The sequence below is a fragment of the Vibrio sp. 1288 genome, from assembly GCF_033344475.1.
The window spans coordinates 23,634-38,531 of record NZ_JAWPOX010000004.1; the positions used below are offsets into that span (position 1 = coordinate 23,634).

Genomic DNA, 14,898 nt, shown 5'->3' on the forward strand with positions numbered 1-14,898 from the left:
ATTACTCATGCTTTAATGCTAGTTTTTATTTAAAATATTATACTCTACGCACAACTGTCAGTATTGATAAACCAACAAAACTAATGACTATTTTAATAATAAAAAGGAGTGTGCAAGCTCCTACCGTAGCCCTTATCACTACTGCGTTAATCATATTGATTAGCGTATCGCTTTCTCACTACTTCCTCACTCCTGTGGATAGGCTACCTACCATCAAGCCTTTAGAATTCGAAAGTGAGAATGTGCAGCCATCAATTAAAAAGAAGACTCGTAGGCAAAAAATCACTATCGGTGTTGTTGAATACTCTTTTGTCGCTTCATTATTAAAATCAGGAGTGAGTCAAAAAGAGATCAACTTGCTATTAGCACTTATCAAAAGCAAGTTTAATATTATTGACTCTATTAAAAGAGGTGATAACTTTATCTTAAGAACTAAATTAAATAGTAAAAATGAAACTTACATTAGTTCTTTTTACTATTTAGGCAGTAAAACTGATTTATTTATTATCAATGATGGTCACGGTAACGTATTTGATGAGCATGGTGTGTCGATAAATAATCAGTTCATGTTTTCTTCACCCTTTGATAAAAACTACAGAGTGAGCTCTGACTATGACTTAAAGCGAACACATCCAGTGACCAATATAACGACTCCGCACTTAGGCACTGATTATGCCACACCTGTAGGTACACCGATTCGTAGTATTGCTGATGGCATCGTTTTAAAGTCCCGCTACAACCGTTTTGCGGGCAACTATATTAATATCCGCCACACAAATGGCTCTGTATCACGCTACCTACACTTATCTCAGCGCAACGTCCATGTTGGTGAGAAGATCAGCCGAGGACAAGTGATAGGGAAAACGGGTAACACAGGAAGAACAACAGGGCCGCATTTACATCTTGAACTGCACATCAATGGTGTTCCAGTTGATTACGAGCGATACATTCAAAGGCACCCAAACACTGACGTAAATATAGAAATGCTGATTGCAGCGAGAAAAGAAAAAGCAGAATTAACAGCGGAATGGCAACGGTATAAGTAGTCAAACAGGTAACAACAGCCACTTCGATTCGCTCTTTCTTCATTTATCTGAAGCGAGTCCTCGCAACCCTCTGAACGCTTCGTAGTCTGTCGCCACTAACCAATTTCAGGATCAAAAAGAGCCGCTACATGCGGCTCTTAATGATTCTAATCTTTATTTACATACCCATGAATTGATACTTTGTGACATCACGTTTCAAACTCAGAAATTCAACCATAAACGTTATTACATAAAAGAAACTCATAACTAGTATTACTAAGTAGTCATAGAAAAAATCAATTGGTAACTACGAGACAATAAAAATGAAACGGCTTACTAGTATACTAGTAGTCGAACACATCTAGTAGATCGAGATCGAATTCGACACCACGCAGGTCATGCTCATTACACAAGTTCTTTAGCTTGTCATCGCAATAAAGCAACGCACATCCTTCCATCAACGACTTGAAAACGTACTTATCTGCAACGCTCAACTCGATGAACTTAAGCGACTTCAAGCCAACCGGATGCTCATCAATATACTCGTGTTTCGTATTTTCCTGGTCTTCTTCTCCAAAACTCATGACATTGAAAACCTGAAACTTCTCACCATCAATCACTATAGGTAAAAACTCACCATCTGTTTCAATGTATGGTTTAAGCACTTCAGCCGCTCGCAGCGTCAGCACTAAACACGTTCCCCAAACAGATATGTCAGGTTTTTTTACCGATGTCTTGTAGTGAGCCGTAAATTGAACACTCTCTTCTACCCAAACATCAGACAAGCCCTCTGCTCTTACTGGCTCATTGAAAAGCCTATTCAACAGGTCATCATCGCCCGCATCTATGGCCCTCTGATACGGATCATGCTCAAGAACTTTAAAGTAACGATTGAGGTTTCTTACCTGGTATATCCTCATTAAGCTGGTTTCCAAACTGGTTCTTTCTTCACAAGAATTTGAAGATAATGACAAATATTATCTTCATGACACTTAATTCTAGTCCCAAAAACGCGTTTACAGTTTCAAATTTCGACTAATATTCCAACCTATCTCTAAAAACCGTTGCATGTATACACGAATACATCGCCGCTAAGAAAACTGAGACAAAAAGAGCGCTACTTACGGCTCATAATGATTCGAACCTCCTATCGAAACAACCATAAAGTGATATCTACGATTTCTTTCACTTCAATAGCTTACTCAAAAAGCAACCATTTGTTGATATCACTTAAAGGAACCATAAGTTGATATTTTTGTGAACCCGACAGTTTACTAAAAAACCATAGGTAAGAAAGTTACCTTCAGTATTACTGTACAACCACTTCATGTAAAGATTTCTCTGCGGGAAAAGGAATATAGCTAACCCAGCCGTATTGATATTTAGCTTCACTTGCTTCTGCACCGACCAATAGGTTTCTCAGTATTTATCCGTTGGACGTCAGACGCAAAGCTGGAGGCCAATCTAACTATCAGCCAGCATGCGAACAATTACTTGAGACTCAGGATCTTTAATAATATGCGCTTGGGATAACGCCAGTTCTTTAAGTACATTCAACCCGACCTCGACTAAATATTGGTAAGAGATACCAACCATGATATACATACGACGTTTGTTGCTATGACTAAAATTACAAACAGTTGAGCTCCAAATAACACTGTACTAACTAGAAATGTAAAGGCCATCTGCCGTCTAAAACACGGGAGTGAATAAACCAATATCAACCAAGCTACCTGAGCAGCTTCCGAATTCAACAAACCCACCTTTTTTGTTCGGCTTCAGAAATAAAATCATGGTACCTGCGGCAGTGTTGCTCAGGGTGCCTTTCAGAGCCAAACCAATCGCTAAACCCGCTGCCCCCACTAAAGCTACCAAACTGGCAACATCTACAAGTGCGACTAAACAAACCGCATAAGAAGCCACTTGAGACAGCGAGCGATAATTTCATCTCCACCACTGACTTTGTCTGTCTTTTTAAATATCCCGAGGTTGACGAGCTTGGATACCACATAAGCCAAGATAAAATTGTCAAGAGCGTATTTTGCAAGATCAGCACAACGAGTGCCTAATGCGTATCATAAAAAACCGTAATGTGTTCCATAGTTACTGCGTGACTCAATAAGTTCACTGTTCAATATTTATGTATTAAAGCGCTCCATAGATTAGATAACTGTTGTATCCCAAATAACACACCAACAGAACAACGCCCTCACTGCGAGAAATTGTCTGTGATTTGCCAAAACGAGCAGCGGTCAACAACAGTAATCCCGTGACAAAAAGCATCGATGTCCAGTCACGCCAGAAGACTTCAGCACCAATATTGGCAATAGGTGCAATGGTGCCCGCAATACCGATGACTGCTAAGGAGTTAAACATATTTGAGCCTACCACATTACCCACAGCTATATCATGCTCGCCTTTACGAGCCGCCACTATAGATGCCGCTAATTAGGGTAACGACGTTCCTAAGGTCACAATAGTTAGGCCAATCAATAAATCGCTGACACCGAGTTGTTGTGGGATTTCCACAGCTCCCCACACCAAAATGCGCGAGCTGATAATCAGTAACACTAACCCTGTAAACAGCCAGAAAATGGAAGACTTCTGTGACATACGTTGGCTAGACAGTTCGTAGCCCATCTATTGCTCTAAGTAGTCTCCCTTTGAGCGTAGTGCGCTCCAGATTGACCAACCAATCAAAAGCATGAATCCACCAATCAAAGTCCAGGCTTCTAACGTGCTGATATGGTGATTCCATAGCATTGCACCAACGCCAAGCGTAATGACTATAAGTATGGAAAAAGTCCCTTACGAGAGTATTCAGTATCAATGGATCAGAACAAATCCATTGCACCGTAAACACTAAACTCAATTTTAACTGGTAATGCCACGTGTTTCGAATCAATATTAAATACTTTGTTAAATAGCTAGGCGAAACCTATAAGCCTATATCTCGATTCATTTTCTCTCCTCGGTTAAATTTATTTGATTCTGTTTTAGCTAACTCTTCATATTCTTCACATCGGTAGTCCAGACGAGTGCTTTTAGAACCAAGCGGGTCTTTGTTGCGTAATTCGGTCAGAGCACCAAACTGCCTGAAGTTGAGCAATTCTTATACAGCACACTGAGTTTCAGGCATACCAAACCCTGTAAGTTTGTTCAACTCTTTAATCATGGCGTAAGTTTCATCAACCTGAGCATTGTAGTTTCTCTGGCTTAACCGCTCAACTAACAACTTCTTCACTCGATACATTGCTGTCTCTGATAGTGAGCGTTTATGGTAGCCGTATCGTTTTTTTCCACTTACACTTGGATACGTATGACATCGTGACAATCCCCTGTGTCATAAGCGCCATCACCTAATATCGCTATGATTTTACGACTTGTTTGCTTGAGCAAGTAAGGGAGGACTTCTGCATAGGTAACATTAGATAAAATCAGTTCTGCCGCAACGATTTCGTAAGTGCTGGTATCGATAGCTCAATGCCATTTTCTCCAGACTCTACACTTCCCGCCAGTCCATGCTTCTTGACCTTCCGTTTACCTTCACCATAGACCTTGAGACCTGCCGCATCGAGGGCTAGATGATATATTACACATCTAGTCTTTGGTTTAAATAAAACCTCGACTTGCTTAGCTCTTCGACTGATACAACTGTAATGTGGACAGGCTATAGGGACGTTAGCCAATGAAAAAAACAGAATCGATAAACCCTTGCAATGTTCTCAACGGTATTGAGAAAACTCGTTTCACTATAAGCACAGTGATAATGGCTAAACCTCTGAACTGACAAGGTTTACCACGTTTACCTTGCTTATTCTACTTCCACTTGCGAATGGCTTCTTCATCAATCCAGAAAGTGAGAGAACCACGGTTGATTAGAGATGTCATCCATGGCCAAACTGGTTTCAAGATCGTACTACTCTGAGGTAGTGCTCGATAGTCCAAATTGGAGCCAGTTTACCGACTTAGTCGACCAAATATATAGTAAATTTAACGAAGAAAGTGCTAACTAAAAGATAGCTATTCATTCTTGTTTTGCAATAAAGCAATGGGATGAAGCAAGGCATCCTTAGTACTGACATCCAACACTTTTACTTTTCGAAAACGTTCCGGTTCTTTGATCGCGACATCATGAGCAAAGATCACAAACTTCGCTTTCTTGATGTCTTTCTCGGTAATTCGGTTGATGACGCCATTCGCCCCTTGGGTTTCGACTTTAATCTTAATGCCGAGTGCACAAGCTGCTTTTTCCAATGACTTCGCCGCTAAGAACGTATGTGCCACACCTGATGGACAAGATGTAACCGCCAAAACATCCGCCTCACCTTCGCCTTGAACAGAACCATATACTTGAGAATGACCTTTGTAGCTCTCATCTTCTGTGACGGTTTTCTTTAGTGCAATCACGATCAACGCGGTGGTAACAGAACCAGCAATCGTGCCGATGATGTAACCAATTTTTCCATCCACAACAGGGAGAACAATCCAACCGCCCCACGGTGCATGGTTCATTACGTGGAACATAAAGCCAATCACGTTACCGACAATGCCACCCGCCACAATAGCGGGTAACACTCGTGCAGGGTCGCCAGCGGCAAAAGGAATCGCACCTTCGCTGATGCCGATCATCCCCATAATACCTGCGGCTTTCCCCGCTTCGCGTTCATCTCGCTTGAATTTACTCGGCGCCAAAAACGTTGCTAGTGCCATCCCCAATGGCGGCGTACAAATCGCAATACCGACCCCGCCCATCAACCATGGTTGCGTGTTCACTTGGGTTTGAGCAAACAACGTCGCCACTTTGTTAATTGGGCCGCCCATATCAAACGCGGTCATTGCCCCAAGCACAGTTCCGAGCATTACTTTGCCTGAGCCCGCCATGCCCGTCAGCACTTCGTTCATGGTGGTCATTGCGCTGGCAATCGGAGCACCTATCACCCACATCACCGCGCCACAAGTAACAAACGTCCCCACTAGCGGATAAATAAAAATCGAGCCAAGCGAACTCATGCTGTCTGGTAGCTGAATTTTCTTTAATAGCCAAACGACAAAGCCAGCAAAAAAGCCGACCACAATTGCACCTAAAAAACCCGTATTGTAATGACTGACCGCAATCCAAGACCCTATCATACCCGGTGCAAGGCCCGGCTTGTCGGCAATGGAATAAGCAATGTAACCGCCAAGAACGGCAGTAAACAATGTCAGGCCAGCAATCCCCATTTGGGCAATATCGGCCAGAATGCCCTCCTGTGGTACACCACCGTGTCCAGAGATCATCACCGACAACGACAACAACACACCACCCGCAACAATAAACGGGATCATGTGGGATGTGCCAAACAGCAGGTGCTCTTTAATGCGGCCAAGTTTTTGCGCCCAAGGGCTCAGGGGTTCTGATGCAAATTCTAAAGAAGTCGGGAGAAATTCATTGGATTGGGTTTGAATATCAGTCAGCATCTCAAGCGCTTCTTCTCGCGATTGAGCCAACTTGAGCTTTTCAACAAAGCCGTCTTCGATAATTTTGGTGGAAATTTGTGCCAATACTTCAATGTGATGATGATCATCACCATCTGGAGACGCCAGCATGAAAAACACATCGGACAGCTCGCCATCTTCGGCGCCATAATCAATCCCATTACGGCTGATCCCGACCGCGACAGCTGGTTGCGCTACAGCATCACTTTTGGCATGAGGGATCGCAATACCATCATCAAATCCTGTGTTACCGATCTCTTCTCGTTTCCAGATATCTGCCAAGAACTGGCTTTGACTGTTGAGCTTGCCAGCGGCCTCTAGCATATCGACCAGCTCTTTGAGCGCTTCATCTTTGGTTTGAGCTTTTAGATCTAAACATATCGTTTCCAGCTCAATTAGGTTTGTGATGTCCATTGCTTTACCTTCCAATATTCACGCTCGAATATATACCCAAGTGAGTTTGAGATACAGGATCCCCTGGCTCGTATGCGTTCCTACTCATTTTATTTGGGCATAGATTAACCAGTGCCTACCCTTTGATATATAGGACTAAAAGTGCATTAACTGGATTAATGTAACATGAGATTCAAACTGTGATAGAGCTCTTGCGTTAATCCAGCTCAAATCAATTCAATCTGCGGTGGCTGTGTTAATATCCACAAAAAATAAAATGGATAGAACATGAAAATCGTAGCGGTGACAGCATGCCCTACAGGCATCGCTCATACCTATATGGCGGCAGATGCACTCATGAAAGCTGCGCCAAAACATAACGTGCAAATTAAAGTAGAAACGCAAGGTGCGATGGGGATAGAGAATCAGCTCACTCCTCACGATATTGCTCAAGCGGATCGGGTTTTGATCGTGTCGGATATTGAGATAGAACAACCAGGCCGATTCGAAGGGACGCGCAAAATTCAAATCCCCATTGAAGAGGTTTTGCTGAACGTCGACAAAGTATTCCTCGTCCACTGCCGCGACTAAATTTGCAGATGAACGAATACCAAATCACCTTTTTCGTCGATAATGCAAATGCCAGTGCGCACCTTGCTCAGCCACTCAATCGAGTGGCAAAGAAGTTCAAAAGTACCTTACATATCATTAATGTAACGCAAAATCGTGTTGCGGAACTCACCAAGTCCGTGGCCATTTTGCAAGCAGGTCTACAACAAGGTGATTTGTGTCAAATCACAGCGATTGGCATTGACGCAGAGCTGGCCTGCTTCGTCATCAAAGACATGATTGCTGAACACTTTACGGTGGTGGGATCTCATATCAACTATGAGTTTTCTAGCCAACTGGCCGAGCGTTTACCGCAAATTTGCCCACCTTGTGAAATCAAATGGCACTACGCCAAAGCGCATACCGAGCTCACCAAGTTTGAATGTCTTAAAGGATTAGCTCAGCTGATCCACCCCATTCATCCCGACGAACTGATTCTTGCTTTTATTAAACGCGAAGAACGTTCATCAACTTGCGTGACTCCGGGGATCGCTCTACCGCATGTGATGTTTTCAGGTGTTGACCACATTTCCATTGCCGTTATTGCAAATGAAAAGTCGATGGATTGGGCTTCAAAGATGGGTGATGTTCATCTGACTATAGCACTGGTGATGCCAGAAAGGCCGACCCGAGATCAGATCATTGCGGCTACTAACCTCACACGAAATCTGCTTACCGATCAAATGGCGGAACGCCTACTACTAACAAAAAGCAGCGTCGACTTACAAGCGCTGCTGATGTACGCCATGTCGAGGCTGCTCGCCTAAACTTCTCTATAATTTACGCACTCTGACTGAAGGCTTAAATCGAACCACGATATTCCGTCGGCGTTCTGCCTGTACGGTTCTTAAATACTCGGCAGAAATAGTTCACGTCTTTAAATCCACAGCGCACTGACACGTCATTGAGTTTGAAGTTGTATTTCTTGAGCATAAACTTCGCACGATCCACGCGTACCCAAGTAATGTAGTCTGCCAAGGTCATGTGCCCCTGCTGACGGAACAAGCGCGACAAATGGTTCGAGGAAATACTGAATCTCAACGCAATGCTGTCACGTGTGATTGGGCGATGGAAGTTCTCTTGAATGTAGATACAAATCCCTTGATAGAGATCTTGCACACGGCTATGTGACTGCTGCTCGACTGGTGCATCCAACATCGTCTTCGCGTATTGCAGTAATGCTTGCAGTAAAAGCTCATCCATTGGTTTTTTAGTATTCTCACGAGCCAGTGAGCTCAACGCTTCTAAGATGTTATCTATCGCAAATCCTGAGCGTGTTTGGATGCTATGCTTTTGAATATCGTAAAAGTTTGCCTCACCTTTGCGTTTGCTCACCAAACTTAACCCAAGTTGTCGACGCCCAAACAAAATACTTAACACTGAGCAATCGGTATCCCAGTCTGGTTTATTCCAACAGTTAGGTGGAATAAATATCGCGTCGCCTTTTTTAGCAACGATGTGCGTTACTTTTCGATCATGACTTTCCATTTCATTAATATATTCCCCATCCAGAACTAACTCTAGGCGAGGGAAATTAACTTGATAGCTAAATTCAGGCGGCGTATGAAAATCTCCTGCAAACCAAATATTATGAAATGGCTCTCTTTCATTTAATACCGCTGAAATTAAATCATGAAAAATCATTGTCTCACACTCTATATATGCATCAATGATGCTATTTACTATAGATATACACCGGACTGGATTTTTGTGCTATTGAGCAAAATCACACTTCCATTTTAATGTTACAAAAATCCAGTTAACGCATCAATTTTCCAGTAACAAAAACTCTATCAAAAACACTCAATCCCTTTTTAAATGGGAGCAAAGCCACATTTCACTTATCGTTTAGCTTCTTATCCATCATGTCACAGATATGCAGCTAGATTTGTCCAGTGAACGATCTAAATCACACTATAGTTAGTCGGTTACAATCCTCCAGTAAATGCATTTTTTATTCACTACAGTCTTTTTCTCAGTAATTTAAAAATACCTCTGAAATAAAAATTATATTTATAGGGGTTCGATAATGATCACCAAACTAATAAATGAATACTTAATTAAGCTTGATCTTAAAGCGTCTTCAAAAGAAGACGTATTTAAAGAACTGGTTGCAGTTCTACACGCCCAAGGTCGTATTTCAGACCAAGAGCAATTTCTAACAGATATAAAAGCACGTGAAGAATTAGGTAATACCGGATTTGAGGATGGCGTTGCTATCCCACACGCAAAAAGTGCAGCAGTCATTGAACCAGCGGTTGTGATCGGCGTAAGCAAATCAGGTATCGAGTACGGCGCGGAAGACGGTTTACCTTCAAAGCTGTTCTTCATGATCGCTTCTCCAGACGGTGGCGATAACCACCACATCGAAGTACTTGCAGAACTGTCTTCAAAACTGATTGAAGATGGTTTCATCGATGCGTTTTTAGGTGCAGCAAACAGCCAAGACGCACTGGCACTTCTACTTGCTAAAGAAGAGCCTCAAGCAGTGACAGACGCACCAGCAAACCAAGGCTTCATCATTGGTGTTACTGGTTGTCCTGCGGGCGTAGCGCACACTTACCTAGCGGCAGAAGCGCTAGAGAAAGGTGCAGCGGCGATGGGTTACGAAATCAAGGTTGAAACGAACGGTTCAATCGGTGTGAAAAACAGCCCAACCGCAGAAGAAATCGAACGTGCAGACGCAATCATCGTAGCGTGTGACAAAAAAGTCGACATAAACCGCTTTGCGGGCAAACGCGTGGTTAAAACTAACGTAAAAGCCCCTATCCGCGATGCTCAAGGTCTGATTAACGAAGCGTTAAGCGCTCCAGAATACCAAGCAGAAGCAAGCAGCAATGCACAAGCGTCTGTTGCAAACAAAGCCTCTCAGGCTCGCTCTGATCTGTACCGCTACTTGATGAACGGCGTATCACACATGATCCCATTCGTTGTAACAGGTGGTCTGTTGATTGCACTTGCTCTTGCAGTCGGTGGTCAACCAAGTGAAGCGGGCATGGCAATTCCTGAAGGCAGCATGTGGAACCAAATCCTCAACGTAGGTGTGGTTGCCTTTACGCTGATGATCCCAATCCTTGCCGGTTACATTGCTTACGCGATTGCTGACCGCCCAGCTCTAGCTCCTGGCTTGATCGGTGGTTGGATTGCAAACAACGGTTCTTTCTACGGCGCAGACGCTGGTACAGGCTTTATCGGTGCCATCATCGCAGGTCTGCTTGTGGGTTACTTCGTGAAGTGGATTACGTCGATTAACTACCACAAATTCATCCAACCTTTGGTGCCAATCATGATCGCACCAATCACAGGTTCGCTATTCATCGCAGGTCTATTCATCTTCGTTATCGGCGCGCCAATCGCAAGCCTAATGGACGGTCTGACTGCGCTACTAACTAGCATGAGTACAGGTAACGTCGTTCTACTGGGTATCGTAATTGGTGGTATGGCTGGCTTCGATATGGGTGGTCCATTCAACAAGGTCGCATTCCTATTCTCTGTGGGCATGATTGCGAGCGGTCAAACTCAATTTATGGGTGCGATGGCGTGTGCAATCCCTGTTGCTCCTCTAGGCATGGCACTGGCAACGGCGCTTGGTCGTAAGTTCGACCTGTTCGCAGAATCAGAAACCGAAGCAGGTAAAGCAGCAGGTGCAATGGGTCTGGTTGGTATCTCTGAGGGTGCTATTCCGTTCGCAGCGCAAGATCCAATGTCAGTGATTCCTGCAAACGTACTTGGCTCAATGTTGGCGGCAGTAATGGCGTTCTCATTCGGCATCACCAACAGCGTTGCTCACGGCGGTCCAGTTGTCGCTCTACTTGGCGCGATGAACCACCCAGTCCTTGCTCTGATTTGTATGGCAGCTGGCGCAACGGTTACCGCAGTAACGTGTGTAACGTTGAAGAAAGTACGTAAAGCAAAAATGATGCAAGCAGCCGCTTAATCACCCCTACCCCCAAATGGCTCCTATGGCTTGGGCAATGTCGCCCAAGCCATGATTTTCTCTCATGGTGACACTCTATGTCTGATTTAACGATGTCCGATACACAAACGATTCAAACTCAAGCTGCGCATCCGACGTTTTTCCTGATGAACAACGTGATTCAAAACTACGCTTGGGGCAGTACTACTTCTGTTAACCAACTGTTTGGCATTGAAAACCCAACGGGCGAACCACAAGCAGAAGTATGGATGGGCGCGCATCCAAACGGTTGCTCAGTGGTGATGGTGAACGGCAAGGAGACCAAACTCTCTTCACTGATTGCTCAAGACATGAATGCTTTTCTGAGTGAAGAAGTCGCAAACCGTTTTGGTGAACTTCCATACCTGTTTAAAGTGCTTGCCGCTGAGAAAGCGCTGTCGATTCAGGTGCACCCAAACAAGCAACAAGCAGAACTAGGTTTTGCACTGGAAGAAAAACAAGGCATTCCCCTAACCGCTGCAAACCGTAACTACAAAGATCCAAACCACAAACCAGAATTGGTTTACGCGCTAACCGAATACCAAGCGATGAATGGATTCCGCCCAACAAGTGAAATCATCAGCTTCTTCTCTGAGCTGGCGATTCCTGAGCTACAAGGTTTGGTAGATGATCTAATCGCAAACCAAACGCCAACGGGCTTGGCGACCTTCTTCTCGGGTCTACTGTCACTAGAGGGCGAACAGAAAGAGATGGCGTTGACGGTGCTATTGGCTCAAGCTCGCATCACCGACTTACCTCTGTTCAACCTTATTCTTGAGCTAGAGAAGCAATACCCTGGCGATATTGGTTTGTTTGCACCACTGATGCTTAATGTGATTACCCTACAACCGGGTGATGCTATGTTCTTGGATGCAGAAACGCCACACGCTTACTTAAAAGGTACAGGTCTTGAGATCATGGCAAACTCAGACAACGTACTGCGCGCAGGTCTGACACCAAAATACATGGACGTGAAAGAGCTTGTTGCATGTACACGCTTCAATGAGAAGCCATTCGACAGCCTATTGCTTGCACCGACTGAAATCGACGATATGTTGGAATACCCAATTCCTGTGGACGATTTCAAATTCGCCATCGTTAAACAAGCTCACCAGCGTACTCTAGAAGTTCAAACCGCTGAGATCCTTATGCCTCTGGATACCAAACTTGTGCTAACTCACGCAAACGGTGAAACATGCGTGGTTGAAAAAGGACAATCAGTTTTCATTCCGGCTTACGCAAAACAGGTCACTTTGGATTGTGAAGGTCGTGTTGCGCGCGCTCACAGTTAGTGAACGCTAATTAAGCTTCCTTCATACTGTTACATTTTATAGTTCAGCCAATAACCGCCGTTATTGGCTTTTGATATTCATTCATCCTAGTTTTATATTGATATATTGGAGAGCTAAATCACACTTAAGCTTGTGTGATACAAAAATATAGTTATTGGTTTTTTTTTACTATTTCAGAAAACCGTAACATTAATTAAATTTGCCTCATTACTTCAGTACCAATGAGTCAAAAAATGATTACAGAACTAACAAACGTCAATTTAATTAAAGGCAACCTTCAAGCAAATAATAAAAAAGAAGTCTTTGAAGAGCTAGCGCAAATGCTATTCGAAAATAATCGAATCAGCAGCAAAGAGGCTTTTTTAACCGACATCGAAGCGCGCGAAGCATTAAGCGTAACTTCAATGGACGGCATCGCTTACCCACACGCAAAAAGCAAAGCGGTTACAGAGCCTGCAATCGCTGTTGGCGTAAAGCGCGAAGGCATCGAGTATGGCGACGAAGAGGGAGTCAAACCGACCGTATTCTTCATGATTGCCTCACCAGATAACGGTGCCGACCACCATATTTATGTTCTTCAAGAATTATTCGGTAAATTTAGCGAAGAGTTTATTGAAGATATTCATAACGCAAAAGACGAAAACCAAATACTAAATATTTTAATTAATTCATAAGGCGTGAAATTATGAGTACAATCACAGCTCAAGCTAGTAATAATAGCGATTTCAAAAAAATCCTAAGTACCATGAAAGGTCACCTTTTATTCGGTACTTCTCACATGCTTCCATTTATCGTTGCGGGTGGTGTACTACTGGCGCTAGCGGTAATGGCATCAGGTAAAGGTGCGGTTCCTGCGGACGGTTTATTGGCTGATATTTCTAATATCGGTATTAAAGGTCTGGTGCTGTTCCCAATTATTCTTGGTGGCTTCATTGGTTACTCAATTGCAGACAAACCAGCACTAGCACCAGCGATGATCTCTTCTGGCATCATGGCTGACATGGGCGGCGGCTTCCTTGGTTGTATCGTAGCGGGTTTCATCGCAGGTGGTGTGGTATTCCAACTTAAGAAGATCCCTCTTTCTGCTAACATGACTGCGTTGGGCGCTTACTTCATCTACCCTCTACTAGGTACGCTTATCTCTGCAGGTATCGTTCTATGGGGTATCGGCGAGCCAATCAAGATCTTCATGGCGTCTATGAACGAATTCCTAGCTTCTATGGCTGGCGCTTCTAAAGTGGTTCTAGGTACGATTCTTGGTGGTATGACTGCATTCGATATGGGCGGTCCAATCAACAAAGTAGCAACGCTATTCGCTCAAACTCAAGTTGATACTCAACCATGGCTAATGGGTGGTGTTGGTATCGCAATCTGTACGCCTCCTCTAGGTATGGCACTAGCAACATTTCTATTCAAGAAGAAGTTCACTAAGCAAGAGCAAGAAGCAGGTAAAGCAGCAGCAATCATGGGTTCTATCGGTATCTCTGAAGGTGCTATCCCATTCGCAGCAAACGACCCTGTACGCGTTCTTCCTTCAATCGTTGCTGGTGGTATCGTTGGCTGTGTGTTCGGCTTCCTAACAGACGTACTGCTACACGCACCATGGGGCGGTCTAATCACAGCTCCTGTATCAAGCAACATCCCAATGTACGTTGTGGGTATCGCACTAGGCTCACTAACAACAGCAGTTATCGTTGGCTTCTGGAAACCAGTTGCTGAAGAAGAAGCAGAAGACGAGATCGTTGAAGCAGCACCTGCACAAGCTCAAGCGGCTCCAGCAGCAGGCGAAGGCGAGTACGACATCGTAGCAGTAACATGTTGCCCATCTGGCGTAGCACACACATTCATGGCAGCGAAAGCACTAGAGAAAGCAGGTGCAGCAGCAGGTCTGAAAATCAAAGTAGAAACTCAAGGTCAAAACGGTATCCAGAACCGCATCACTGACCTAGATGTAGCAAACGCGAAGCTGGTTATTCTAGCTCACGATATCCAAGTAAAAGACGCTCACCGCTTTGCAAAAGCAAACGTTGTTGAGTGTTCAACGAAAGAAGCGATGCGTAACGCAGCGACTCTTGTGAAAGCTTAAACCTTAAGCTCCTCCCCCTAAGAGCCCTTTCCCCCAAAGGGCTCTATTTCAAGTTTTTAA

At 44.0% G+C, this 14,898-nt stretch carries 12 protein-coding genes and 2 pseudogenes; 7 read left to right on the top strand and 7 right to left on the bottom strand.

The genetic code is table 11. The features are described from left to right. Window positions 1–83 precede the first annotated feature (83 nt). A complete protein-coding gene (locus R8O11_RS04230) occupies window positions 84–1,046 on the top strand; it encodes a peptidoglycan DD-metalloendopeptidase family protein (RefSeq protein ID WP_182015852.1) in 963 nt (320 codons plus the stop codon). Between the two features lie 323 nt (window positions 1,047–1,369). Here R8O11_RS04230 and R8O11_RS04235 read toward each other — a convergent pair whose 3' ends face one another. From R8O11_RS04235 to R8O11_RS04255, 6 genes and pseudogenes are all read right to left on the bottom strand, one after another. Then, window positions 1,370–1,945, bottom strand: coding sequence for a hypothetical protein (locus R8O11_RS04235; RefSeq protein WP_285400242.1), 576 nt, complete (start codon window positions 1,943–1,945; stop codon window positions 1,370–1,372). 544 nt (window positions 1,946–2,489) lie between these two features. Then, window positions 2,490–2,630, bottom strand: a complete 141-nt coding sequence (locus R8O11_RS31780) for a hypothetical protein (RefSeq protein WP_372059719.1) — start codon at window positions 2,628–2,630, stop codon at window positions 2,490–2,492. Between the two features lie 87 nt (window positions 2,631–2,717). Further along, the gene (locus tag R8O11_RS31785; RefSeq protein WP_372059718.1) at window positions 2,718–2,948 is read right to left on the bottom strand and encodes a mechanosensitive ion channel domain-containing protein; all 231 of its coding nucleotides are present in this window, start codon (window positions 2,946–2,948) and stop codon (window positions 2,718–2,720) included. Window positions 2,949–3,170: 222 nt separating this feature from the next. After that, window positions 3,171–3,821, bottom strand: a pseudogene (locus R8O11_RS04245) (sodium:calcium antiporter); the annotation flags it as partial. A 316-nt stretch (window positions 3,822–4,137) separates the two neighbouring features. Continuing rightward, window positions 4,138–4,916, bottom strand: a pseudogene (locus R8O11_RS04250) (IS5 family transposase). A 132-nt stretch (window positions 4,917–5,048) separates the two neighbouring features. Next, window positions 5,049–6,917 (bottom strand): fructose-specific PTS transporter subunit EIIC, encoded by a 1,869-nt coding sequence (locus tag R8O11_RS04255; RefSeq protein ID WP_136976732.1) that lies wholly within the window; start codon window positions 6,915–6,917, stop codon window positions 5,049–5,051. A 267-nt stretch (window positions 6,918–7,184) separates the two neighbouring features. On the opposite strand from R8O11_RS04255, the gene R8O11_RS04260 reads away from it, so the two are divergent. Both R8O11_RS04260 and R8O11_RS04265 read left to right on the top strand, forming a co-directional pair. Then, on the top strand, window positions 7,185–7,487 hold the full coding sequence (locus R8O11_RS04260; RefSeq protein WP_005463048.1) for a PTS fructose transporter subunit IIB: 303 nt from the start codon (window positions 7,185–7,187) through the stop codon (window positions 7,485–7,487). A gap of 8 nt (window positions 7,488–7,495) precedes the next feature. Next, window positions 7,496–8,272 (top strand): PTS sugar transporter subunit IIA, encoded by a 777-nt coding sequence (locus tag R8O11_RS04265; protein WP_053349239.1) that lies wholly within the window; start codon window positions 7,496–7,498, stop codon window positions 8,270–8,272. A gap of 34 nt (window positions 8,273–8,306) precedes the next feature. Here R8O11_RS04265 and R8O11_RS04270 read toward each other — a convergent pair whose 3' ends face one another. Next, complete coding sequence (locus R8O11_RS04270; RefSeq protein WP_029802624.1) at window positions 8,307–9,149, bottom strand: helix-turn-helix transcriptional regulator; 843 nt, start codon at window positions 9,147–9,149, stop codon at window positions 8,307–8,309. Between the two features lie 385 nt (window positions 9,150–9,534). On the opposite strand from R8O11_RS04270, the gene R8O11_RS04275 reads away from it, so the two are divergent. The 4 genes from R8O11_RS04275 to R8O11_RS04290 all read left to right on the top strand — a co-directional run bounded on the left by R8O11_RS04275 (window position 9,535) and on the right by R8O11_RS04290 (window position 14,838). After that, window positions 9,535–11,442, top strand: a complete 1,908-nt coding sequence (locus R8O11_RS04275; protein ID WP_318193945.1) for a fructose-specific PTS transporter subunit EIIC — start codon at window positions 9,535–9,537, stop codon at window positions 11,440–11,442. Between the two features lie 92 nt (window positions 11,443–11,534). Next, entirely contained in the window at window positions 11,535–12,752 is a 1,218-nt protein-coding gene (manA, locus tag R8O11_RS04280) for a mannose-6-phosphate isomerase, class I (RefSeq protein ID WP_373924679.1), read from the top strand. Window positions 12,753–12,985: 233 nt separating this feature from the next. After that, window positions 12,986–13,426 (top strand): PTS sugar transporter subunit IIA, encoded by a 441-nt coding sequence (locus tag R8O11_RS04285; protein ID WP_005436338.1) that lies wholly within the window; start codon window positions 12,986–12,988, stop codon window positions 13,424–13,426. An 11-nt stretch (window positions 13,427–13,437) separates the two neighbouring features. Beyond that, on the top strand, window positions 13,438–14,838 hold the full coding sequence (locus R8O11_RS04290) for a fructose-specific PTS transporter subunit EIIC (protein WP_005453038.1): 1,401 nt from the start codon (window positions 13,438–13,440) through the stop codon (window positions 14,836–14,838). The last annotated feature ends 60 nt before the right edge of the window (window positions 14,839–14,898 follow it).